General features: G+C 39.4%; 20 protein-coding genes and 1 pseudogene. 6 read left to right on the top strand and 15 right to left on the bottom strand.

Annotated features, from left to right (window positions below; genetic code table 11):
* The first annotated feature begins 43 nt into the window (after positions 1-43).
* Entirely contained in the window at positions 44-1,546 is a 1,503-nt protein-coding gene (locus tag PQO03_RS05405) for a glycerol-3-phosphate dehydrogenase/oxidase (protein ID WP_274151738.1), read from the top strand.
* Positions 1,547-1,566: 20 nt separating this feature from the next.
* Here the strand turns inward: PQO03_RS05405 and PQO03_RS05410 are convergent, their stop codons facing one another.
* From PQO03_RS05410 to PQO03_RS05455, 10 genes are all read right to left on the bottom strand, one after another.
* Positions 1,567-1,773 (bottom strand): SlyX family protein, encoded by a 207-nt coding sequence (locus tag PQO03_RS05410; protein ID WP_274151739.1) that lies wholly within the window; start codon positions 1,771-1,773, stop codon positions 1,567-1,569.
* Complete coding sequence (locus tag PQO03_RS05415) at positions 1,770-2,486, bottom strand: glycerophosphodiester phosphodiesterase family protein (RefSeq protein ID WP_274151741.1); 717 nt, start codon at positions 2,484-2,486, stop codon at positions 1,770-1,772. The genes PQO03_RS05410 and PQO03_RS05415 overlap by 4 nt, the downstream gene beginning before the upstream one ends.
* Before the next feature lie 2 nt (positions 2,487-2,488).
* Positions 2,489-2,884, bottom strand: coding sequence for a leucine-rich repeat domain-containing protein (locus PQO03_RS05420; RefSeq protein WP_274151742.1), 396 nt, complete (start codon positions 2,882-2,884; stop codon positions 2,489-2,491).
* Between the two features lie 20 nt (positions 2,885-2,904).
* Complete coding sequence (locus tag PQO03_RS05425; RefSeq protein ID WP_274151744.1) at positions 2,905-3,633, bottom strand: hypothetical protein; 729 nt, start codon at positions 3,631-3,633, stop codon at positions 2,905-2,907.
* Positions 3,634-3,953: 320 nt separating this feature from the next.
* The gene (gene groL / locus PQO03_RS05430; protein ID WP_274151746.1) at positions 3,954-5,603 is read right to left on the bottom strand and encodes a chaperonin GroEL; all 1,650 of its coding nucleotides are present in this window, start codon (positions 5,601-5,603) and stop codon (positions 3,954-3,956) included.
* 18 nt (positions 5,604-5,621) lie between these two features.
* A complete protein-coding gene (locus tag PQO03_RS05435; protein ID WP_274151747.1) occupies positions 5,622-5,909 on the bottom strand; it encodes a co-chaperone GroES in 288 nt (95 codons plus the stop codon).
* A 79-nt stretch (positions 5,910-5,988) separates the two neighbouring features.
* The gene (gene dnaK / locus PQO03_RS05440; protein ID WP_274151748.1) at positions 5,989-7,914 is read right to left on the bottom strand and encodes a molecular chaperone DnaK; all 1,926 of its coding nucleotides are present in this window, start codon (positions 7,912-7,914) and stop codon (positions 5,989-5,991) included.
* A 204-nt stretch (positions 7,915-8,118) separates the two neighbouring features.
* A complete protein-coding gene (locus PQO03_RS05445; protein WP_274151749.1) occupies positions 8,119-8,955 on the bottom strand; it encodes a nitrilase-related carbon-nitrogen hydrolase in 837 nt (278 codons plus the stop codon).
* A 517-nt stretch (positions 8,956-9,472) separates the two neighbouring features.
* The gene (locus tag PQO03_RS05450; RefSeq protein ID WP_274151750.1) at positions 9,473-9,790 is read right to left on the bottom strand and encodes a helix-turn-helix domain-containing protein; all 318 of its coding nucleotides are present in this window, start codon (positions 9,788-9,790) and stop codon (positions 9,473-9,475) included.
* Positions 9,783-10,184: a type II toxin-antitoxin system RelE/ParE family toxin gene (locus PQO03_RS05455; RefSeq protein ID WP_274151751.1), complete on the bottom strand. Its 402-nt coding sequence runs from the start codon at positions 10,182-10,184 to the stop codon at positions 9,783-9,785. The genes PQO03_RS05450 and PQO03_RS05455 overlap by 8 nt, the downstream gene beginning before the upstream one ends.
* A gap of 116 nt (positions 10,185-10,300) precedes the next feature.
* Between PQO03_RS05455 and PQO03_RS05460 the strand changes: the two are divergent.
* Positions 10,301-10,510: pseudogene (locus PQO03_RS05460) on the top strand (tyrosine-type recombinase/integrase); the annotation flags it as partial.
* Positions 10,511-11,230: 720 nt separating this feature from the next.
* Here the strand turns inward: PQO03_RS05460 and PQO03_RS05465 are convergent.
* Entirely contained in the window at positions 11,231-11,398 is a 168-nt protein-coding gene (locus PQO03_RS05465; protein ID WP_420792854.1) for an IS3 family transposase, read from the bottom strand.
* A gap of 271 nt (positions 11,399-11,669) precedes the next feature.
* On the bottom strand, positions 11,670-13,454 hold the full coding sequence (locus PQO03_RS05470; RefSeq protein ID WP_274151753.1) for a sodium:solute symporter family transporter: 1,785 nt from the start codon (positions 13,452-13,454) through the stop codon (positions 11,670-11,672).
* A gap of 421 nt (positions 13,455-13,875) precedes the next feature.
* On the opposite strand from PQO03_RS05470, the gene PQO03_RS05475 reads away from it, so the two are divergent.
* Positions 13,876-15,465 carry a BNR-4 repeat-containing protein gene (locus tag PQO03_RS05475; protein WP_274151754.1) on the top strand — a complete coding sequence of 530 codons (1,590 nt, stop codon included), beginning with the start codon at positions 13,876-13,878 and terminating at the stop codon, positions 15,463-15,465.
* A gap of 41 nt (positions 15,466-15,506) precedes the next feature.
* Here the strand turns inward: PQO03_RS05475 and PQO03_RS05480 are convergent, their stop codons facing one another.
* The 3 genes from PQO03_RS05480 to PQO03_RS05490 all read right to left on the bottom strand — a co-directional run bounded on the left by PQO03_RS05480 (position 15,507) and on the right by PQO03_RS05490 (position 20,959).
* Positions 15,507-16,847, bottom strand: coding sequence for a DUF1552 domain-containing protein (locus PQO03_RS05480; RefSeq protein WP_274151755.1), 1,341 nt, complete (start codon positions 16,845-16,847; stop codon positions 15,507-15,509).
* A gap of 8 nt (positions 16,848-16,855) precedes the next feature.
* A complete protein-coding gene (locus tag PQO03_RS05485; protein ID WP_274151756.1) occupies positions 16,856-20,065 on the bottom strand; it encodes a DUF1592 domain-containing protein in 3,210 nt (1,069 codons plus the stop codon).
* 90 nt (positions 20,066-20,155) lie between these two features.
* Positions 20,156-20,959 (bottom strand): prepilin-type N-terminal cleavage/methylation domain-containing protein, encoded by an 804-nt coding sequence (locus PQO03_RS05490; protein ID WP_274151757.1) that lies wholly within the window; start codon positions 20,957-20,959, stop codon positions 20,156-20,158.
* A gap of 89 nt (positions 20,960-21,048) precedes the next feature.
* Here PQO03_RS05490 and PQO03_RS05495 point away from each other — a divergent pair, with 89 nt between their 5' ends.
* From PQO03_RS05495 to PQO03_RS05505, 3 genes are all read left to right on the top strand, one after another.
* Entirely contained in the window at positions 21,049-21,339 is a 291-nt protein-coding gene (locus PQO03_RS05495) for a hypothetical protein (RefSeq protein ID WP_274151758.1), read from the top strand.
* Between the two features lie 86 nt (positions 21,340-21,425).
* Positions 21,426-23,393, top strand: a complete 1,968-nt coding sequence (locus PQO03_RS05500; protein WP_274151759.1) for a serine/threonine-protein kinase — start codon at positions 21,426-21,428, stop codon at positions 23,391-23,393.
* Complete coding sequence (locus tag PQO03_RS05505) at positions 23,386-24,228, top strand: GNAT family N-acetyltransferase (RefSeq protein WP_274151760.1); 843 nt, start codon at positions 23,386-23,388, stop codon at positions 24,226-24,228. The genes PQO03_RS05500 and PQO03_RS05505 overlap by 8 nt, the downstream gene beginning before the upstream one ends.
* Positions 24,229-24,388 lie beyond the last annotated feature (160 nt).

The raw sequence follows: 24,388 nt of genomic DNA on the forward strand, positions 1-24,388 counted from the left end.
TGAAGATTTGCCATCATATATTGAATTTAAATAATGGGTGATTATGTCAAAAAAAGAATACGATGTGTTAGTGATAGGTGGTGGAATTAATGGTGCTGTAAGTGCGGCTAACATTTCCTATCAAGGTTTGAAAGTAGCATTGGTAGATCAGGGTGATTATGCTTCGATGACGAGTCAAGCATCTTCCAATATGATTTGGGGTGGGATAAAGTATCTACAGTCAGGTGAATTAAGCTTGGTAAAAGCTCTCTGCGAATCACGCAATCGTTTACTACAAGCTTATCCCGATAGAGTGAGAGAAATCTCTTATTTTACTAGTTTTTATAAAGGCAACCCTTATTCAGCTAAATTGATTTACGCAGGTGCGTGGTTTTATTGGCTCATGGGTTCATGTAAAACTTTTAAACCTCGATATGTAAAAGCTAATAAAGTTCGTCACGAAGCACCCTTGCTAAAACAAGAAGGTTTGAGTGCAGCTGTGTCTTATGCTGACGCCTATTTACCCGATAATGATGCTCGTTTTGTTTATCAATTTGTGCGAGATGCGCAAAAACGAGGAGCCCAATGCTTTAATTATACCCGAGTAGAAAGTGTAAAATTTCAAGAAGGCGCATGGCACATTCATTTATGTGATATGCGTACGGGAGAGCAGCAAGAAATACGAGCGAAATCATTGGTGAATGCTTGCGGCCCACAGATCAATGCTTTTAAGCAAGATATTGCAGTAGATAATCAGTTAGCATTTTCAAAAGGAGTGCATTTAATTGTCCCTAAAATTGGCCCGTCGGATCGCGTATTAACCTTTTTTTCAAAAGATGGACGCTTATTTTTTGTTTTGCCGATGGGAAATCGCAGTTGTATTGGCACCACTGATACTCGTGTAAAGAGTCATCAATGCGAAGTGACCCAAGGAGATAGGCAGTTTATTCTCGATAATATTAATTCTTATTTAAATGATTATAAGGACCTCAGTTTAAAAGATATTATTTCAGAGCGCTGTGGTGTGCGCACGCTTATTGTTGAAGGTGATGATACGGGGGAAGACTGGATCAAACTCACCCGAAAGCATAAGATCGAGATCAATAAGCATGAGCAGGTCCTGAGTATTTTAGGAGGAAAAATTACTGATTGTCTAAATGTGGGAGAGGAAGTAGGGGTAGCTATTTGTTCGATCTTGAATACACCTTACCGAGAAGGTCTTTGGTATGGAGAGGACGAGGGCAAAGAAGCCTTTATTAAAACTGCAAAAAAAATGCATTTACCGGATAGTTTTGATGGCTTAAGTACGCCGCCAGATCACTTATGGAGGCGCTATGGTAGTGCGGCATCCCAAATCTTGGAATTGATAAAAGAAGATCGAGATTTAGCGACAGAAATTCATCCCGGTAGTGGCTACTTGAAGGCTGAGTTCGTCTATATGGGTAGAGAGGAGCAAGTCAATACTTTAGAAGATGTACTAAGGCGTCGCACTAGTTTGGCGATGGAATACAGAATGGAGGACATGAACCTCGACTTAATGCGAGACTTACTTGGGCTTAAAAACTAAGTTCCTTTACAAAATCTATCTTAGTAGTGCGGGGGCCTTTGGTTCATATCAATGGGATCTTGTTCAACGTTATCTTTCATGAGTTTGAGTTCATGTTGGATCTCTTGAATCTCCATTTGTTGATTAGTAATCACTTCATTGAGCGTTTCAATGAGGTCGTCCTGCATACTACTTAGAGTTTCTAACCTGATAAGGCGTTGGTTTAATTCAGGGTCAATCGTATTCATTTTAAATCCTTTAATTGCTCGCGGATAAGTCCAGGACAATTACTTGAAATGGAATGGCAAGCAAGTTCAGTAAGTTCTTGGAAGCGCTTCGGGGAATCAACCGTCCAACAATTAATTTTTCCTTGTTTGAACGTTTGAATAAATTCTTGATCAATATGACTGGCGTTGGCACTAATTCCATCAAAATTATACTTCTCAATGATTTTTTTTATTTCAATGAGATTTGGCTTTCGTATTCCTTGACTCATACGGAACTTACGGATCCATAATATTTCAATTTTAGGACAAAGTTCTCGGAGGCGAATTAATGTGGGTAAACGAAAGGAAATGACTGTGACATTTTCAATTGGAATTTGCGAGGCACGCAAAATCTGCATGAGTTCTTGTTCGATTTGGCGACCACACTTCAATTCAATAATGAGCTTTTTTCCTTTAGGTAAGCAGGCTAAAACTTCCTTTAATTCAGGAATGTGATAAGAACTCAATTTGCGGATTTCGCTAAGGTTTAAGCATTTTGTGCGACTTTGTGTCCCCAGTAAGCGTTGAGTATTTAAATCGTGAAAAGCAATGATTTTGCGATCGGTAGTAAGTAAAAAATCAGCTTCTATTCCATCGGCACCTTGTACGAAAGCTAATTTAAATGCCTCTAGGGTATTTTCTTTAGCGTCCGCACTCGCTCCACGGTGGGCAATCAGAAGTGATTTTGATTTCATTCTTAATTATCGATCTTAAAGCTACATTCAGGTAAAAGTTTCTTAAGAATTTCAATTTCTTCATTAGGGATATTGAGGCTATAAGTTACAGAACGCAATTTCTTCAGTTCATGTAGAGCTGTGAGATTTTTGATCTTTGTTTTTGATAAAATTAAAGAACTTAGGTTAGGGCAAGAGGCTAAAGGAGCCAGGTCCGTTATAGCGGTTTCGGAAATATTTAAATGCTGTAATTGTGTACAGCTACTTAAAGGCGTTAAATCAGTGACTTTTGTACCGTCTATGTTAAGTTTCTGGAGTTTGATTTTATTTTCTAAGAAAGACAGATGCGAAAGCAAGGCATCACTCACATCAAGCTCGATAAGCTGGGTGCAGTTTTCAAGAGCATCGAGATTTTTCAATTTACGACACCATTTAAGTTTCACTTTCTTAAGTTTTTTGTGTTATTCAAGAAATCTACGTGGGTGATAGATTTATTATTTGATGAACTAAAGTTTTCTAAGGCCGTTAAGTTACTGAAGACTTGCATGTTTTTATCCGTTGCCTGAGGATTCATGTAAGTATCAAGTTTCTTGAGTTTAGATAGGGATGCCAGAGACGCATAGTCTTTAAAAGTGTGCTTATAACCGTAGAGACTAAGTTCTTCTAAATCCTTGGTATTTGCCAGGAAAGAAAGGTCGTCAATAGCACTCATATAAAAACTCAATTTCTTGAGCTTAGTCAGCTTGTTTAATGCCTGAGTATTAGTGACTCTGGTGGCATAGAAGTTAGCTTCTTCCATTTCAATAAGTTCAGAAAGAGGACTTAGATCGATAGCCGTTTCTTCAGACTTCTCCCATTTCATGACCTTAAAAATACGCAACTCACTTAGTTTTGCGAGTGGCGCAAATGAATCAAGATTTTTGTTGCCATAGTCAGTACGGAGTTCTGTGGTCCAAGGACTATCTGAACATATTTTGGCAAAGGTATCCTGATCGATGTTTTGACCAATATTGAGAATGAATTCATCCTTAGGTTCAAGTGCTTTTAATTTCTTGCGTGTATCAGAACTGTACTCTTTTATAGAAGCTCTATCGGCGGCAATGCTACTGTCTTTGGCGCTAAGAGTCGAAATAAGAAGAGCACTGCAAATGAAAAATTGTTTAAACATGGTTGTCCCCAAAATTGTTTTTTGTACTATAGGACCGAGCTACATGATTTTATAAGATAAAGTTACTAAATTACAGTAAAAACTTTAATTAATCTTCTTAAGTTAGCTGTAAGGGTTCTGTTGTAGTGGAAAGCTTTGCATGAGCAAGAGACTATCACCTGGGGTAGTCAGCCGGTTTATTCTTTCGGCGTGAGTCTTTATAATCTATAGCCAGAGGCGATTATGGCCCATTCTTCGCCAGAGCTTGATAGGCATGCTAAAACTACAAATAAAAAAGGCGCCCCGTAAAGGACGCCTTTTGATCAATCAGTTAAAACTGATTACATCATTCCGGGCATTCCGCCCATACCACCAGGCATTCCGCCGCCATGATGATCGCCACCACCTGCAGGAGCTTCTTCTTTGATGTCAGTAATAAGACACTCAGTAGTAAGGAGAAGACCAGAGATAGAACCAGCGTGTTGTAATGCAGAACGTGTTACTTTCGTAGGATCGATAACACCAGCGTCAAGCATGTCAACATATTCGTCAGTAGCTACGTTGAAACCGTAGTTACCTTTGCCTTCACGTACTTTAGCAATAACAATTGAAGCTTCGCCAGCTGCATTGTCAACAAGTTGACGCAATGGAGCTTCGCAAGCACGTGCAATGATAGATGCGCCAACGGCTTCGTCGCCTTTGAGCTCAATACCAGCAACAGCTGCTTGTGTACGGATGTAAGCAACACCACCACCAGCAACAATACCTTCGTCAACTGCTGCGCGAGTTGCATGAAGTGCATCGTCAACACGGTCTTTCTTTTCTTTCATTTCAGTTTCTGTTGCAGCACCAACGTTGATGACGGCTACGCCACCAGCGAGCTTCGCAAGACGCTCTTGGAGTTTCTCTTTGTCGTACTCAGAAGTAGACTCTTCGATTTGAGCTTTGAGAAGTTTAACACGACCCATGATCTCAGCTTGTGCACCTTTACCATCAACAATGACAGAGTTGTCTTTGTCTACGATAACGCGCTTAGCAGAACCAAGGTCTTCAATAGTTACGTTTTCAAGCTTCATGCCGAGGTCTTCAGTGATGCATTTACCACCAGTAAGAATAGCAATATCTTCGAGCATAGCTTTGCGACGATCACCAAAACCAGGAGCTTTTACAGCACATACATTAAGAGTACCACGGAGCTTATTGATAACGAGAGTAGAAAGAGCTTCGCCCTCTACGTCTTCAGCAATAATAAGGAAAGGCTTGCCAGTCTTGCTTACTTCTTGGAGAAGTGGGAGCATGTCTTGGAGGTTGCTGATTTTCTTTTCGAAGATAAGGATTAATGGATCTTCAAGAACAGCTTCACGTGACTCAAGGTTAGTTGAGAAATAAGGTGAGAGGTAACCTTTGTCGAATTGCATACCATCAACAACATCAAGAGTTGTTTCGATAGTTTTTGACTCTTCAACAGCGATAGTTCCGTCTTTACCAACTTTGTCCATAGCTTCAGCAATGATATTACCGATCTCTTCGTCACCATTAGCAGAGATAGTAGCGATTTGCTTAACTTGCTCGTTAGTTTCGATTGGCGTGCTGATGTTAGCAAGCTCTTTAACCATAGCGGCGACAGCTTTGTCGATACCACGTTTAAGGCTCATTGGGTTAGCGCCAGCTGTTACGTTTTTGAGGCCTTCACGGTAGATAGCTTCAGCAAGAACTGTAGCAGTCGTTGTTCCGTCACCAGCAAGATCTGCAGTTTTAGAGGCTACTTCACGAACCATTTGTGCGCCCATGTTTTCATAAGGACATTCGAGCTCGATTTCTTTTGCTACAGAAACACCATCTTTTGTGATATGAGGTGAGCCAAAGCTTTTGTCGATAACAACATTACGGCCTTTTGGACCGAGAGTAACTTTTACGGCTCTAGAGAGTTTCTCTACGCCAGCGAGAAGTTTGCGACGAGCATTTTCGTCGAAAATTAATTGTTTAGCCATTTGTAACTTTTCCTAAAATTATTTTACGATTGCGAGGATGTCGTTCTGGTTGAGGATTTTATATTCCTGACCATCAGCTTTTACGGGTGTTCCGCCATACTGGGAAACAATAACTGTGTCGCCTTCGGCAACGTGAAAAGTGATTTCTTTGCCATTGCTATCAATACCACCTGTGCCGATTGCAATAACTTTGGCTTCTTGTGGTTTTTCTTTAGCAGAGTCAGGGAGGATAATTCCGCCAACGCTTACTTCTTTCACTTCGATCTCTTGAACGAGAACGCGATCACCTAGAGGCTGAATGCTCATAGTTGGTTTTCTCCGTATTAGGTTTTTGTTAGGTTGTAAAGGGACGCTGACTCCACATTGGAGTCAGCTAAATTATGACTTAAACGAAGTCGGCGTCAATAATGTCGTCGTCTTCTTTTTTCTTTTCAGAACCTGCATCAGCACCAGCTGCGCCAGCGCCAGCGGCTCCGGCAGCAGCAGCACCAGCACCAGCGGCTCCTGCATCAGCACCTGGATCACCCATGTACTGACTTAGTTCTTGTAAGCGAGCTTCGAATTTTTCCGTGAGCTCTTTGATTTTGTCGTACTCGTTAGCTTCACAAGCTTCGCGAAGTTCTTTGATATCTGCATCGAAAGATTCTTTTACTTCAGCAGGGATTTTTTCACCGAGTTCAGTCATTTGCTTTTCAACTTGGAAAGTTAGACCTTCTGCTTTGTTTTTGCTTTCGATATTTTCGCGCAATTCTTTATCAGCAACTTCGTTATCTTTCGCATCGTTAACCATGCGTTCGATTTCGTCTTCAGTTAAACCTGAATCAGCTTTAATAGTGATGTGCTGCTCTTTACCCGTTTCTTTATCTTTCGCAGAAACTTTAAGAATACCATTGGCATCAATATCGAAAGTAACTTCGACCTGAGGAACTCCACGAGGAGCGGCTTTGATTTCGTCTAAACGGAAATCACCAATTTTCTTATTTTGTGTCGCCATTGGACGCTCACCCTGGTAAACAACGATGTCTACAGCAGTTTGATTGTCAGCAGCGGTTGAGAAAGTCTCTGACTTTTTAGTTGGGATCGTCGTGTTACGTTCGATCAGTGCAGTGAAAACACCACCCATTGTTTCGATACCGAATGAAAGAGGCGTTACATCAAGAAGAAGAACGTCGTTCACATCACCAGTAAGTACACCACCTTGAATCGCCGCACCAAGTGCCACACATTCATCTGGATTCACACCACGGTGAAGATCTTTACCAAAACGCTTTTTAACGGCTTCGATAACTTTAGGCATACGAGTTTGACCACCAACCATGATAATCTCATCGATGTCACCAATGCTTGCGCCAGCGTCTTTTAAACAGGCATCTACAGGAAGGATTGAACGAGTTACGAGGCTATCAGTAACATCTTCAAGTTTCGCACGTGAGAGTGTGAACTGTAAATGTTTTGGTCCAGTCGCATCTGCAGTAATAAAAGGAAGGTTGATGTCAGTTGACTGAGCAGTTGAAAGCTCACATTTTGCTTTCTCGCCTTCTTCTTTGAGACGTTGAAGTGCAAAAGCATCTTGACGAAGGTCAATGCCGTTCTCTTTTTTGAATTCGTCTACGAGTAAGTTAATGATGGATTCATCAAAGTCATCGCCACCGAGGTGAGTATCACCATTAGTTGCTTCTACTTCGAAAACACCGTCACCGAGTTCGAGGATCGTTACATCGAAAGTTCCGCCACCAAGGTCATAGACACAGATTCTTTGGTCGTTATCTTTTTCAAGACCATAAGAAAGCGCAGCAGCAGTTGGCTCGTTGATAATACGTTTAACATCAACACCAGCAATACGGCCAGCATCTTTAGTTGCTTGACGCTGTGCATCATTGAAATAAGCTGGAACTGTAATTACTGCTTCAGTGAGAGTTTCACCGAGGTAAGCTTCTGCATCGCGCTTAAGTTTAGCAATGATTTTTGCAGAGATTTCAGGTGGTGAGTAAACTTTATCACCCACTTTAATGTGTGCATCACCATTCTTTGCTTCTACAACACCGTAAGGAACGAGATCAGTTTCGTGCTTTACTTCAGCAAATTTACGGCCCATGAAACGCTTAGCCGAAAAGATTGTATTAGTTGGGTTAGTCACTGCCTGACGTTTTGCAGTTTGACCTACAAGTTCTTCGCCATTCTTAGTGAACGCAACTACTGAAGGAGTCGTTCTGTGACCTTCTGCGTTGGGGATTACTGTAGCTTCGCCATTTTCCATGACGGCCATACATGAGTTAGTTGTACCGAGGTCGATACCGAGGATCTTAGCCATTATATTTCTCCGTTAGTTTTATTTATTTAATTTATTGGATCTGTGCACACTTAAAGGAAAAGGCATGCCAAATATATATAATGGTATTTAAATACATGTAGATTAACAGTTTATAAATATCGCTCTATGGTATTTATGATGGAGCCAAAAGCAGGCGTGCCAGCTTGGCTCACTGTGCCACAGCTGTGACGGTACAATTTGCCACTATGATTTTTCTACTTGAATCGGTCTAAGTCCAGGAAAGCTTGTGTAGAGCGAAGGGATCTGTTCTCTCGTATCAATAATCCTCTTATAATCAAGAGTGAAAATTTCACAAGAAGGCTCTTCACCTAAGTCTTGAATAAGCTCTCCCCAAGGATCAATAAGCAATGAATGCCCATAAGCTTCCATTGAAGTCAGCTGATTGACACCACATTGCGCTGAACCGATGACATAAGATTGATTCTCTATGGCTCGAGCTCGCATGAGAACTTCCCAGTGAGCTTTGCCCGTTCTTTTTGTAAATGCCGCCGTATTGATAATTAAATCACAACCTGCATAATTCCTCACAAACTCGGGGAAGCGTAAATCATAACAAATACTGATGCCGATACTCCAGCCCGAAATCTCCACAATAATAGGGCCCGTATCTCCGTGCTGATAGATCTTTGTTTCATCCATTGATTTTTGCTGGGATGAAAAAATTTGGAAAAGGTGTGTTTTTCTATAGACATTAATGAGCTCACCTTCACAATCAAAAATAAAGGAGCTATTGAAAACATCTTCTCCAGCTCTTTCGCCGAGGCCACCCCAAATAATGGCAATCTTATATTTCGGCGAAATCGGAGAGAGTAAATCAATCCAGCCCTGACGATCTTTTGCTTCACGATGAGTAATCTCAGTCTTTGCCCAAAGAAGTACACACTCAGGGAAGATAATTAGATCACAGTCATTGGCCGCCGCATGTTTTATTCTTGCTTCGCATTCAAGTAAATTTTTATTTAAATCAGAGCAGGAATTCATTTGCACAAGACAAACTTTCAAAGGAGCTTTCGGGGACATAGTTTTACTCGGAGGGAAATAATTAAGATCAATGAAAATACGATAGCTTAGTACAAAGTAAAGATGAGTAATAGACTGATCTAAAAATGGAATCGACTTAATCAAAGCAAAAAAAAGCACTTACATTGCTGTAAGTGCTTGATTACTAGAGTCGGAACGACAGGATTTGAACCTGCGACATCATGTCCCCCAGACAATCACCTAAGCATAAAAATGATCCCTTTAAGAGTGGTTTCGCAACCTTTTTGTTGAAATTATTGTCATGAAAACATAACCATAATTTTTGTAGTCTTCATCTACGTCTTGATTAATGAAAATGAGAGATAAAATGAATATTATTATAAGTACTAATAAACTTTTAATCCCACGACATTTATGTTATTTTTGTACTTTTTTATAGTATAACGACCGAGATTAGTGAGATTTGAACCTAAGCGAGAATCTTCACTGTAGCTCATGGTTCTGTATTTGATTTTATTGATCGACCGCTAGATTAAACATATTTTAAGCTCTAGAACTATCGAATAGCTTCGAGGCCTTCCTTGTCAATAACATGCAAAAGACGGCAAGCAACCTTTTCTGGATGTCTTGCATCTCGTTCCCATTTACTAATTGTATCGGATGTCACACCAACTATATCCGCAAATACTTTTTGTGAACAATGAAGTTTTTTTCTAATACGAATAATTTGTTTACCTGTGTAGTTAATTGGTGCAGGTATTGCAATATCCCTTGCAGTTAATTTCATCATTTCATCATAGTCATCTTGTGATACTAATCCTAGATTGAAGAGTTCTTCTGTTTCTTCTCTAGCTTCTTTTGCTATTCTACTCATTATCTTCACCTCTTTGTTCTTCTAGTTCGACTTCAAATAAAATCTTCGCTGTGATAGCGATGTCTAATTCGTTGTTGTTCCATTTTAAATACTGTTTAGCCATTCCTTTAAAGATTTGTTTCTCTTTGGTAGTTATGTTATCGGATTCATTTTTATTGAATACGAATAAGACATAAAAGTTATTACCTTGTTTGTAACCAACGATAAGCCTTGAACCACCCGATTTACCTTGATTAGAATTATTCGAGATACGTTTCTTGTAAAGGTTTCCACCAAGGTTGGCTTCAAATACACCTTTAATTACTTCATTTGAAGCGATGATTAAATCTTCTTGCTGTATGTCCTTCTCTTTATCAAGCCATTTCTTTACAGGCTTAGTCAATATTAGTCTCAAATATAATCCCATTTCTTTTTTGGTCTTTAGAACTATAGTCTTTAACATTAGTTAACGCAAGGTTCTGTTGATGTTTTTTAGTGTAACGTCTCGAGTAAATATGTTAGGGACCCTATAAGCAAGCTTTGCGCAAAGCTGGAATTGTGAAGGCCGGAACAATTCATACTCTGAGGCATAGTTTCGCGACGCATATTCTAGAAGATGGTTATGATATACGTGTGCTGCAAGAGTTACTTGGCCATAGTGATGTCAGTACAACACAGATTTATACACATGTTATGGGCGTTCATAAACTCAATGTTACGAGTCCTATTGATAAGCTTTGATACGTTCATTTATAAGGTAGTAATTAAATAGCTAATAAGCTACCATATTTAAATAGTTACCGCTTCGAAAATATTGATCGGAACTTTAGACCCTTTTCCGTATTTAGCCATAATAAGAATGGAAAGGTGTAATTAGAGAAGAAAAATTCATTTTAGAAGACACTCATAATTTAGGATTGAGTTTTGCAAGCTTTTTTTTGAGTAGAAAAAAGCACTTACATTGCTGTAAGTGCTTCATTACTAGAGTCGGAACGGCAGGATTTGAACCTGCGACATCATGTCCCCCAGACAATCATCTAAGCAGGAAGTTGATCCCTTTTTAGGTGGTTTTGCAACCTTTTTATTAAACTTATTGTCATGAACACATAACCATAACTTTTATAGTCTTTATCTACGTCTTTATTAATGAAAATGAGAGATAAAATGAATATTATTATAAGTACTAATAAACTTTTAATCCCACGACATTTATGTTATTTTTGTACTTTTTTATAGTATAACAACCGAAATCCCTTGCACATACTATTAAAGAATTTTAAAATTCCAGTAAGATAAGCTTGAGCCATATATTCCCTCCCAAGGATGAGCAAAAATGGAAAGGAGTGACCACCGAAAGCATCTCTTTTTCTAACTTGTAACAGAACAAAGCTAAGTGGGTTTAGTGTGAAAGTAACAGAAAAAAACCGTAGAAATTAATGCCAATTATCGGTGTAGATGTATCTAGCCGAAAATTAGATATTCATGATTTGAATCAGTTGTTATTTTAAATTTCTTCACTGTTTTGGAGCGAATATTATTATCTTTCATAAGTCTTGTAACTCTTTTATGATTACAATGGAAATCTTCTTCTTGGAAACCTTTTGAGACTTTTGATCTTTTATTACTGATAGTCGTGTTTCCTTATTTCTAGTTTTCAGATTAAAGGTCACTTACACACTTATTGTCTACATTTTGGGGTAAACTCCCTATGCCTAGTTAAAGTCAAATAAGGTGCACAACATTTTTGTCTATTAGTGAAATAATATATTCATAGGTTTTTACTGTATACTTCATCCTAGTGTAGTGTAAAAACGAAAAAAAATCACGTTCCGCAAAGTGTGTGCGACTAAAGAAGATATTAGTAAATGCGGAACGTGATTAGAATGATGAAATTTCGGATTTAATCCATTTCAATCTTTGCGATCGGGATAGCAGCTTCTGAAACACTTTTTCGGCTATAAGCGATTAAAGCTAAGCCAACACTCATCATAAAGCCACCACAGCCAAATAATGCCCAACGAGCGGACATGCTATTCGGTATAAAAAGAAGGATAAGAACAAAAGCACCATAGACGCAGGAAAGCCATCCTAGAACTTTTGCCTGATCTTTGTCATTGGCATGACCAATTTCTTTTTCGAAGTCAACTTCCTTGTTCATTTGCGTAAAGAAAGCCTCGACATTGGCATCGTATGCAGCGTCTTTTTTGTGGGGTATGTACTTAGTAGAAAGGAACCAAAGTGTACTCACAGGAATATTAACAAAAACATTAAAAGTCATTTTGTGTTCACGCATGTAAATTAAAAAATCTTCTGCATTGATGCTTTGAAAGAGGCTCATGGCGAGCTCACTATCCGATCCTTTATAGATAAGAGCCGAGATAATGAAACCCAGTAAAACAGTGCTCCAATCAGCCCACTTGGGTTGGCCTTTGAATAAAATACCCAAGAATAAAGGCACAAATACCGGAATGGATAACATTGCTGCAATCGTGAGCACGACATCAAAAAGACTGATTTTTCCCATGTTAATAAAGATCATGGCAACAATGATAACAGTTATGCCCATAAGAGCAGTGAAAATTTGACCGACGCGAAGTAATTCTTTATCATTGGCTTCAGGCCTAATGATTTTTGCATAAAAGTTTTTTGTTAAAAAACCGGCATTGCGGTTGAGTCCAGTATCCATGGAGGACATGGTCGCAGCAAATAAGCCTGCAACTAAGAGGCCAATCATGCCTTGAGGTAAAACTTTAAGACAAGTCGCAATATAGGCGACTTCCGAGGGGTTGTTGACATTGCTGAATTGATCAATGAAACCAGGTGCAATGGTATTTGCACAGAGCGGGGGAATAAACCAAAATACAGGAAGCAGGATGTATAAGAATAAGGGGATCGCCGCCGCTTTTTTAGCATCCTTACCATCTTTTACAGCAATATACTTAGCCGCTTGAACGATATTATTGCGGTTGATAATCGCGACGCCAATCATAGCTAAAATCCAAATCCAATCATACTTGTGTCCGGTTGGGTGTATGACTTCCATGTTTTGCTTAGGTATTTGATCAATGAAAGCACTGATACTGCCAATCTCTGTTAAACATAGGACACCAGCGGCGACACTAATACTGACTAAGAGCAGACCCTGGATGAAATCACTGGCATTTACGGCCCAGCTACCACCAAAGAGTGACATCACGAGAACAACAATTCCTGTAGCGATAACCACTGGTGCTTGGGGAAGATTGAACACGGAGGAAAGAATAATAGATAAACCAACAAGCCAAACCCCTGCAGTAATAACTTGAATCGGAACTTGAATCCAGGTGAAAATTTGTTCAGAAGCTTTACCAAAGCGAGCGCGAACCGCATCCATGGCAGTGACTAAGCGCATCTGGCGGTATCTTTTAGCAAAAAAGCTGTATCCCAAAATATAACCGACAACATCACATATGTAGATGACAAAGACAATGAAGCCGTATTCATAGGCTAAGCCAGCGGCGCCGGTGAAGGTCCAGCAACTAAAATTTGCAACAAAAGCCGAGAGTCCGACTAACCACCAAGACATGCGTGAACCACCCGCAAAGTAATCGGCACTTGAGCCATTGAAGCGTTTAAAAACGTAACCTAAGGACATGATGAAGGCAAAATAAAAGCCAATCACTATGTAGTCATATATACTGAGCATGTAGAACCTCTTAATTGATTTAATAGGTATTACATATGATTTTTGAATAATGTGACAATTGCTTCTACAAATTTCACTCATTTTTGCGAAATGAGCGCGTGGTATAGAAAGTGTGAAAATTATGACTTGTTATTTATGTTGAATTTTTATGATAAGTCAGCGGACAAAAATGTCACATTATTCAAAAGTCATCTGTATATATAAAATATAGGCATTTTAAAATCCACAACAACTTAAGGAAGTTTAGAATGTGCAAAAATTCTATTTTGACCTTATTAAATTCTGAGGTCTCGTCTGTCCTTAACTAATACCTGAATCCGTGAGCTACATTAAGTCAATGAACTTGAAAGCCCTACGGAATTCTACAAAAGCCAGATCACAGATTCAGCTAATACTTTCAAAAACCCCAAGAGAACTCATAATGAAACAAAAAATTATTATATCGACTTTAGCTTTCACCTTATTATTGCTGCTGAATTCTTGTACAAATAAATCTTATACTCCGATTTCTTATTCCTCAGGAATTATATCTCCCTGGGATACACAACAAGTTGAGCTAGAAAAGGAAGTGAAGATGCCAGTGGAGTATCCACAAGTCTTTAGTCGCGAAAGCTCTTTATTCGGCTACAATCCGCGATTTATGCCTGCGTCGGTGACTTTCACTAAAGCCAATCGGCCAGTAATGCGTTTTGGCTTAGAAGGCGAACTAGGTGAATATCATACACCGCTTGGTCAACGTTCCTATAAAGAAAAAAACTTCATTCAATACCTAGGCAATGATGGTCGCTGGTATACCACTGAATCTCATGTGGAGGCAGTGAGAGAATACCTGAAGCTTAAAGCATCACAAAAACTCGAGATTCATACTGGGAATAGATCCTATCAGCGTGTGGAATTTGATCTTGATGGTCATGCTTATACCATGATAAAATGCCTTGCGAATAAAAAATCCTACATGTTCTTACTCTATTCAGCTGATGAAATGAAGAGCTGGCAAGTTATAGAACCTGCTGAGCATGGTGATTGGAGAATAGAATCCTATCAGACCCATAATCTTAGCGCCAAGCCTCCTGTATTAGTGGCGCCAGCGCGCTCCAAGAGTGAGATTCTCCTTCTTATTCCCCAAAAGAAAAATGGTAAGATTTCCCTTACTCATAGCGTGAAAATACCTGTAGGAAAGCAGATTGGCTTGCATGGAACCATGGCTGGTGCAGGCAATAGTTCGATTAGCCTTGAGGGTAAAACATATATCACTTATTACTCGACGATCGCTCATGCTACGATAGCAGGAACACCACAATATATTGTTAGTTACGATCATAAAAGCGGCAAAATTGAAGGCCCCGTATTTCTAGGCGTTGGCGGACATCGAGTAGATGGTCATAATAGTCCAGTAATCCTAGCGGATTCCAAAGCTCATATTCATGTGCTGCTAGGCACTCATTGGCATTCAATGGTTCACTGTGTATCAAAAAATCCGGCTGATATCTCATCGTGGCAAGAAGCGGTATATGTTGCCGGAAATGGGGATAACTCTTGGAGTCGCAATGGGATTACTTATCCAGGTTTCACTATTGATAAAGATGATACCCTTCACTTAGTTGTACGTGGGCGAAATAGTCACTGGGTAAAAAGTGATGTTGGATCTGAACGAATCATGCAAGGCTATCCAGAGCATTTAGATTACGCCTTGGTTTACCTCAGGAAAAAGAAAAATGGCCTGTGGGAAAAACGCAAAGATCTAGTACGTCCTTCACATATGGCTTACAGTAATTGGTATCATAAAATCTCTATTGATAGGCACGGCATGCCTTATCTAACTTATATGTATTATGCTCATAATTTGACCAAAATGGAAAAGGAGCAATACATATCCAAGTGGGGCGGCACAGGTGAGAATGATGCCGTTTCAGCTCATGATCCCGTACTAATACGCACAAGTGATTGTGGTGACTCGTGGTCAATTGTAAGGACCCCAGAACTTTTCGAAAGTATGGATAAGAATCACTAAATAAGAGATCAGGCCTGGCTTCTACTGCGGGCGGATAAAAATCAAAAAAGTGCTTCGTTTGCATAGCCAAAACTAGGTGCATTAATTCCCGCCGCTTGCAGCATGGCAAGATGTGCAGAACTCAATGGTTTACGTTCAGCAATATTCGACTTGAGGTGAAGGCCTGTTTTATGTTTGCCTCCACCTTTACCGGCAATGATACAGGGGAGATCATAGCCTTTGTGGTTTTGTCCATCACCGATACAGGCAGTGAGCATTATTTGACTATTATCGAGGATGGATTTATCACCCTCTTTGATATTACTTAAACGCTCAAGGATTTGTGCGTAGAGACCGACTTGATACTGGATGATTTTTGTAAAGGAATCGGTATGTTTGGCTGATGTGCCATAATGAGATGCACCATGATGATGGTGAATTCCCGATTCAAGAAAACTATAGCTTTGTCTGGTGGCTTCCTGAGCAAACATATATGTAATGACATTGGTTCGTCGTGTTTGAAAGGCGAGGACGAAGAGGTCGCAATACATCTGCTGGAGTTCATCAAAGTAGTTTGTATTACGCCAGCTTTGTCCTAAGCCCATGGCAAAGTCTTCTTCGGGTTTTCTGTAATCTGCGGGAATAGTTTTGCTATAGCCTGAATCCTTATTCATTTTTTCCATTCGCTTCTCTAGTGTTCGAATGGAAGTAAAATATTGATCGAGCCGACTGCGGTCTTCGCGCCCAGCATATTTCACCAAGCGTTTTAAATCGGATCGAGTGAGATCCAAAACACTCTTCATTTGATTTTCACTAACTCGAGAAGCACTCGTACTTCCATAGAGTCTTTTAAATGCCATGTAGGGATCACGGTCTTGAACAATATATTCTTTCGAAGATTTCCAAGATATATACTTAAAGTATTCTGGGTGATCACCGACAGAATCAGGACTACGATTTGAGACGTTTGAGGTACTACTAAAGTGCATGGAGTCAATAAAACTATTGGCGCCGAGGTAGCGAGCGGCGAGTTGGTCGGCTGAAATTATGTCTTCGGAATTTTCGCTAAAACCAGCTTGTAGGGCAATCTCATCTCGTGAGCGGGTTCCATCTGTTAATAGGGAGGCGCAATTTTTATGACCACCACCTTTATTCCCTTGAAGCGCCAAACCTGAGTAAATAGAAAATTGACTGCGTAAATCTTTTAGGGGCTCTAAACACGTGGGAAGAGTGTAATCTTTGCCATCTTCTGTGGGCTTGAAACGATCCGGGATATAACCATTGGGCATGAATATCCAAGCGAGACGTTGATTATTTTTTTGCATGACTGAGGCATTGAGCTCTAACCAAGGCAGAGTCATAAAAGCTCCACCAATTCCCTTTAATAATGTACGTCTATTCATCTTCTCTCCTAGAATTTATATTGGAATTGATCACTGAGAATTATGGTGGCCACAATAGCGGAAAAGCGGTTGTCGTTATTGCGCATATTGCTATGACATTTATTCACTAGATAAAAATCATAGTGATTGAGCTCGCGGTTCATAGCGTAAGAAAGGAATGCGGAAGAAACTTTGCGATAAAAGTGATCGCGATTTTTAACTAAGTAACGGCGCAGTTGTTGAGGTCCGCGAATTTCTTTGCCATTATTGAGAGTGGCCATATTATCGACATTATCCCTCCATCGACCCATATGATCATAATTTTCCAATGGGAAGCCAAGTGGATCGATCAGCGAATGACAGCCTTTGCAATTGGGGTTTCTACGATGTTCAACTAAGACTTCGCGCAAACTCATATCTTTTGTTTCACTAGCAGAGGGTAGTATGCCCGCATCGGGAGGCGGAGGCGGTGTGGGTGTTCCTAAAATAGAGCTTAAGATGAAGTTGCCTCTTAAAATAGGATTCGTACGCTCTCCCGCAGAACTAAGAGCCATGAAACCGGCCATGCCGATAATTCCTCCACGTTGATCAGTTTCGAGTGATCGTTTACGGAATACATAGCCCACATCTGTTTTTATATTATAGAATTCAGCCATGTGATCATTTAGGAAGGTGAAGTCAGAACTCAGTAAATGTTGCAGGTTGAGGTCATTCTTTATGATGTAATCAAAGTAAGTAATGATCTCTTTATACATATCCTCGTAAATCGGATCCTCTTCAGCCATGTCCCGCAAGGCATCCACTTCTAACCACTTATTCAAAAAGGCCTTGAGCATGGCTTGTGAGCGCTTGTCTCGGAGCATGCTTTGTACTTGCTCTATGAGAACTTGACGATCAAATATTTGTCCAGAAGAAGCCAAATCATAGAGCTCTTGATCGGGCGGCTGATTCCAAATGAGGTAGGAGAGCCGATTAGCGAGTTCAAAAGCAGAGAGTTTTTTGAACTCGGGTGTTTTTTTCTCAAAGCGAAAAAGGAATTCCGTCCGCAAAAAACTCTGAGTCATCATCAATTGTACGGCATTATCACTGCCATGCTGATGCGTGAGTTGGAGGAATGAGTTGAGAAATGAGTTTATCTCAGTCTCTTCAGCTGGGCGTCGCAGCAGTTTCTTTAAAAAGGCTTCACTTTGTCGTTTCATTAAGGCTGTAAGTTGTGGGCTGATTTTTTTATATTCAATAAAGTGAATAAGTTCTTCCACTTGGGTGTATTTTTCTCTGTTTTCTACACTCAGATTTTCTTGGATTAATTCATTTGGAAGAACAAAGATAGCAGCAATAAGTTGATTAAATTTTTGATACTGCTTACGCTTTAGATTAGAGAGTTTTCTATTAGTGTCGAGATCTTCATTCGCCGCTTTCCAATGTTTGATGAAGCTATCAATCGCGGGCTCTATTAAATCATTTGGGTATTTTTTTATGGAGAGTTTTTTCCAATCTTTTAATCCTTTAGAAATAGTCGTATCAAGGCCATGTTTTTTAAGGAAAGTCGCTGTCTGTTGAACAAAAATTGCTGATATTTTATGCTTTGAAGAAATTTCATTTAGTTTGGCGCTTTGCTTTTTTCCATCGCGTAAAAACTCAGCTAAAGCACTCATTGAGCGTCGCAGGGCTTCTTGCTCTTTAAAATCCTTGAAGTAGTGATTGAGTAAGTACTTATATTGAATGGCTTTAAGTCGTTTAATAAGAATATTTTTAGGCTGTTTGAGAAGAGGTTTTTCATTGAAATAAAACCCCTGTTCTAAGTCGTAAGCAGCATAACGTGAAATGAATTCTGCGGAGGCTAAAAACTTCTCAAAAGAAACAATTGAAATATCATTGGTATTATCGATTTGGAATTTACTCGAGAAATCGAACTCCAAACCCGTGACAGCTTTTACGGTAGTATTATAATTTTTTGAATTGAGACGCTGAATCTTTTGCTTTTTACTGATTTTTCTCGAACGAGTTTCAATTGTAAAAAGAAGCTTCTGCACGAGCTCGGCAAATTCTTCTCTTTCTCGAGGGGCGATTTCGCCATCTTCGGGTGGAGGCATTTCAGAAGCGCGAATAAAGGATAAAGATTGTTTGAAAATATTATATTTTTTATAGTAATCTTCAGCGCTCTTGAGGGTTTCAAAATTTAATTCCTCCTCATGAAGGTCGTTACCATGGCATTCATAACAATGAGTTTTTAGTTTCCCAATTAAAGTCTTGATCTCTACTTTATTGAGTAAGGCAGAATCGGGAACTTTCATTTCATCAATAATGACAAGTGCCGCGGGTTCTAGTATGCCCTCATCTTTTATGAATACGATGGCTTCCGTGATGGGCACTAGCACTGGCTTTGTGGCAACTAAAATGGGTGTTTCACTTTTGGGCGCAGCAATACTTTTACTCGGTTGCTTTTTATTCATTGCGGGATCAAACATTTTTCTTATCTCAGCGGATTTATAAATCAAGCCAGCTAAGAGTATAGAGCAAACGAGTGCTAAGGGCACTAAGTTTGCTTTTTTCTGTTTTTTCGGGCGTGGAATTTTGTTGACAGTAGATTTAGAAACTGAGAGGCCTTTACTCTTCTTTCTAGGGAGCTGTTTTTTTGATACTTTTCTTGCTTTAGGAGCTTTTTGCTTAGGAACTTCTTTGGGAAGATCCAAGCTGGGTTTTACTTCTTGCTTAGAACGAGTAATACCTTGTTTTAGTGATGCGTTGAAGGAACTACGTATGATTGTTAAAGGTTTCTGATCAGTAATGTCCTTATTACATCCAGGACAAATGATTTGATCAAATTGATCGGGGTTTTCTAAAATTAATTTTTGCTGGCATGAGTCGCAACAAAGTGTGAGTTCAACTGCTGACACAGAAGAGTTATCTTGAGTATTCTGATCTGCGGAGATAGTAGGGACAAGTGGCTTTGAATTAACGGGATCAGCGCTCAGCTCTGAATCAGAGTTTGTTTTGTCTGGAGATTTAGGGCCATTAGTATTTGGGCTAGGGTGGTAGCTTTCCGGACTTGTATCAATTATAGCTTTCGGGATGCTTGATTGTAAATAGCTCGTTAAATCTTGCTCACATCCGGGGCAGAAAAGTTGTTCAAAATCTTGAGGGTTTTCCAAGACTAAATGTTGATTACATTGCTCACAATGAATATTGATTTCTGGTGTATGCTTATCTAAATGTGGAGGAGTTTTTGGTGAATCCATTACATCAATCCGAAATTATTATAAGAAGTACTCTTATGGGAGTACCGCTTCTTTGCATGCAATGTGACAAATTATTTATTTATTTTCGATTTAATCTCCCGAGTAGCGTGTCCACATACCTAAAGGTTCGTTAAAAGTCCCGTTACCAATAGTGGACATGTGATACAGAGTATTGACATGGCCATCGGTAAATAGGTAGTTATAGCGAAAGGCTCGGTGTAAATTTTTAATGTAGAGATCTTGCTCATCTGGAGCATCAATCACGTCTCGATTATTACAACGACCGACTGCGTTGAGATCATAGGGTTCTTCCGTGAGTGCAATGGTATTGGCATGATCTTCCACATCAGTTATTTTTACAGAACCTCCTGAATGATCACCATAAGCTTCATTTTCGACACCCACAACCCAAGCAATGCCATTGTAAAAACGACTCCCTCCGACACGTCCACGATTAAGGCTATATGTTCTACGATAGCGTACAGTGCTGCGTGATGGGATATCATCATTGGGGCAAAGAAAGGGGTTGTTTGCTAAGCTATAATCTGCCGTAGGTATTTCATTCTTACTTTTGTCGATATCCGCCCAAGTAAAACCCATGTAGTCCGAGATGAGGTCATCATAAGCATATTGACTAGCACTGCGATCATCTGCAAAGGGATAATAGCCCTTATTATCTTCAGTATACATCTGCAGAGCGAGACCTATTTGTTTCTCTGAATTTGTACATACAATCGTACGAGCTTTCTTTCTCGCTTTACTCAATGCTGGTAACAAAAGCGAAGCTAGGATTGCTATCACTGCAATTACTACGAGTAGTTCTATCAATGTAAATTTCTTGATCGTAATCTCCTGTTTCTTGGGTATACCAGAGATTTCTTTTATCTGTGACACCAAAAATGACCTTTTTTATAACTTAATACCAAATATTCAATAATACTGTAATATTCCCAAGAAAACTCTAGAACAGATCACTGACAAAAATGAATAGAAAGAGAAGATTTAATTTAATCAAAAGACTCGTCGTGATCATAGTCATGCAATTTGATGAGATCCAAGAAATCAAACAAGTCGCTGAAGGATCACTTTTAATTGGAAAATGGAAAGTTGATGCAAATTTAGATCTAAGAAAAAAAGCGGGTCTAAAAATCAAAAACCCTCAGCAGAATTTGTACTTTGATAGTGATAATAATCGTGAATCTAGTGAACTAAAAAATGGAAATAACTCGAACATAATTGAGGATTTTGAGCGAGTCCCAAGAATTTTGAAGTGATTATCTCATTCATCATCAATAGCAGTTATTGATAATTAAGTTCTAAAGTGTTAATTGGAGCATCTCCAATTAATACTTTTGCTATTATGTCAATAAACGAAAACCCCAATATTTTACGCGGCTTTTTTAAAGACGCTATAGCTGAGCCCAAGCAAAGTGGTTTAGAGTTGATTGAAGAACTCAAAGAATTACAGAATGAAGGCAAATTCACCGCAGGCACCAAGCTCGATGAAGGTGGAATGAAAGATATCTTTGTTAAAGAAGATAAAATGACAGCGCGGCCCATTGCCATGGCCATTCCTCGTCAAGAAAAACGAGATATCGAATCTTTGAGTGCCTTCATTCGCGAAGCTCGCATTACCGCTCAGGTAGCTCACCCCAGTGTATTGCCGATTCACGAAATTGGTGTGGGAGAGGATGATATCCCTTTCTATACGATGAAATATATTCGTGGAGATAATTTTGGAGTCATACTAAAAAAACTTAAAGACGGCGATCCACAAGCTCGAAAAGACTATCCCTTGAGCCGATTATTAGCGATATTTAATCGTATATGTGAGGCTATTTCTTTCGCACATTCAAAAGGAATCGTACACCTAGATTTAAAACCGGAGAATGTGCTTATTAATCCCTATGGGGTGGTTCAGGTTTGCGATTGGGGATTGGCGCAATATATCGATGCAATGGATGAAAGTATTGAAGGTGTGCTCAAAGGCACACCAGGCTATTTATCACCGGAACAAATAAATGGAGAGCAACCTAACGTTCAAAGTGATGTCTTTGCCCTAGGAGTCATACTCTATCAAATTTTAACTTATGAATTACCCTTTGCAGGTCCTACAGTGGATATCATGCTGAAGAATACTTTACTTGGTCAAGCAAGGTCCATACGTCAAGCCAATATAAGTTTTCGTCATCCATCCGCACTTAGAGCCATTTGCCGAAAAGCAATGGCAAATGAAAAACGAAATCGCTACGAATCAGTACAATTAATGGTCGAGGATTTAGAGGCTTTTCAAGTGTATCGTCCCACGCTAGCTGAAAGTCCTAGTTTTTTTGGTAAATCTTTACTTTTGCTCAAGAGGCATAAAACAATTTCGATACTCTCAATGATTTCAATAACGCTTATTTTTTGCATCAGTGCAGTCTTTACCGTAAAAGTTAAAAAAGAAGAAATGCAGCGCATAGAAATATCTAAAAAGGCCGTCACTCATTACAATGATTTAGCAAATGAAGCCTTTAAAGAATTTGATTTTGAAGAGGCCAAAAAGAATGCCTTACAATCCTTGACTTATAAGGATAACTTCGCGGCCAATGTATTGATGGCTCATTATTATTTAGTTCATGGTGACTTAGCGGAGGCGAGGAAATACGCACTCGAATGTCAGGATGATACGAACCGCTACCTTCAGATCTGTGATGCCTTATTGCTAAAGACAGAACTTAAAGGCGATGATCTAATCTTAAAAATGCTAGAGGTGGTTTTGAAGTATCATCATCCAGGGATAGCAATAGATATTTGCTATCGTCGCAATGGTATGAGGCAAGATATTCAAAGTCATTTACCTTTTATCCACCGTTTATTAGAGGTTTTAGCTCCTGAACTTGACGATTATGAATTGAGTTTAAAAGAGAATGAAATCATTTTTAAAGCGGATGGGCATTTTACTCGACTGGCACTCTTTGCAAATTTACCTATACAAGAATTAGTTTTGAATAATAGCTATGTCAGAGATTTGAGTGCCCTTAGAAACTTAAAAGAGATTAACCGCCTAGAACTGAATAATACCATGGTCAGTGAACTAGAACCCTTGCGAGGAATGAATATTGAGTACTTAGATATATCCAATACCATGGTTCATGATCTCAAGGTTTTGGAGGATATTCATTTGGAAAACTTAAGAATGAAGGGTTTAAAAGTTTTAGCCCTCAGTGTCTTAACCACCAAAGAAGAACTTAAATCACTTACTTTGGATGAAGCTAAATTTACCACACCCCATGACAAGAGACATATCGCCACCTTAAAGAAAAAAGGCGTATTAATCAATGAATAAGTATACTATCAGGAAAATGAGAAAATCTGAAGTAGAGATCGCTTTAAACTGGGCCGCTAAAGAAGGCTGGAATCCGGGTTTGAACGATGCACAAATCTTTTATGATGCCGATCCCGAAGGTTTTTTTGTGGGGGAATATGAGGGAGAAATTGTGGCAGTAGGAAGTGCCGTTTGCTATGATGAGAACTATGCATTTTGCGGACTCTATATTGTCGCCCCTGAGCATCGAGGCAAAGGTTTTGGCCTAGCGTTAACTAAGGCACGCTTAGCCTATTGCGAAGATCGCAATATTGGTATTGATGGCGTCCTCGAAAATGTCGAGGTTTATCAGAGTGTGGGCTATAAACCTTATTACATGAATCATCGCTTTACGGTCTTGGCAAAAAGAAATAGAGCTAAAAACCCCTTTGTTCGTGAGTTTAAGGAAAGTGACCTGCAAGAAGTTTTGAGCTATGACCGCCAATGTTTTCCCGCAGCAAGACAGCACTTCTTAAGATCTTGGATTTATCAAGAAAATGCCCGAGTATTGCTTTATTTTGAGAGAGATCTATTACTCGGTTATGCCGTTCGCCGTAAGTGTGTAGAAGGATATAAAGTAGGACCACTCTTTGCTGATAATGAAGAAATAGCCAAAGAAATTTTTCTTGCAATTCAAGATGATATAGAGGGCCAGAAAATCATCTTGGATGTACCTGGTAATAATTTACCTGCAATGAATTTAGTAAAAGATTTTGCTATGGAAGAAATCTTTGCCACGATGCGTATGTACCAGCGAGACCTTCCAGCAATATCCCATGAGAAAATCTTTGCTATCACCACCTTTGAATTAGGATAAAAAAAAAAGCCCACAATACATGCGTGCTTGCCTAACGGCAAGAGCAAGGCTAGTGGAGGGGATTAGGTTTATTTAGCTTATTACTGAATAATAGAGATAATTTAAAGGCAAGATTGCTTGTTAGCAAAAGTTAAGGACGATTTAGTGCTCGACGTACCCA

Source organism: Lentisphaera profundi (assembly GCF_028728065.1).
In the GTDB taxonomy this organism is placed as follows: Bacteria; Verrucomicrobiota; Lentisphaeria; order Lentisphaerales; family Lentisphaeraceae; genus Lentisphaera; species Lentisphaera profundi.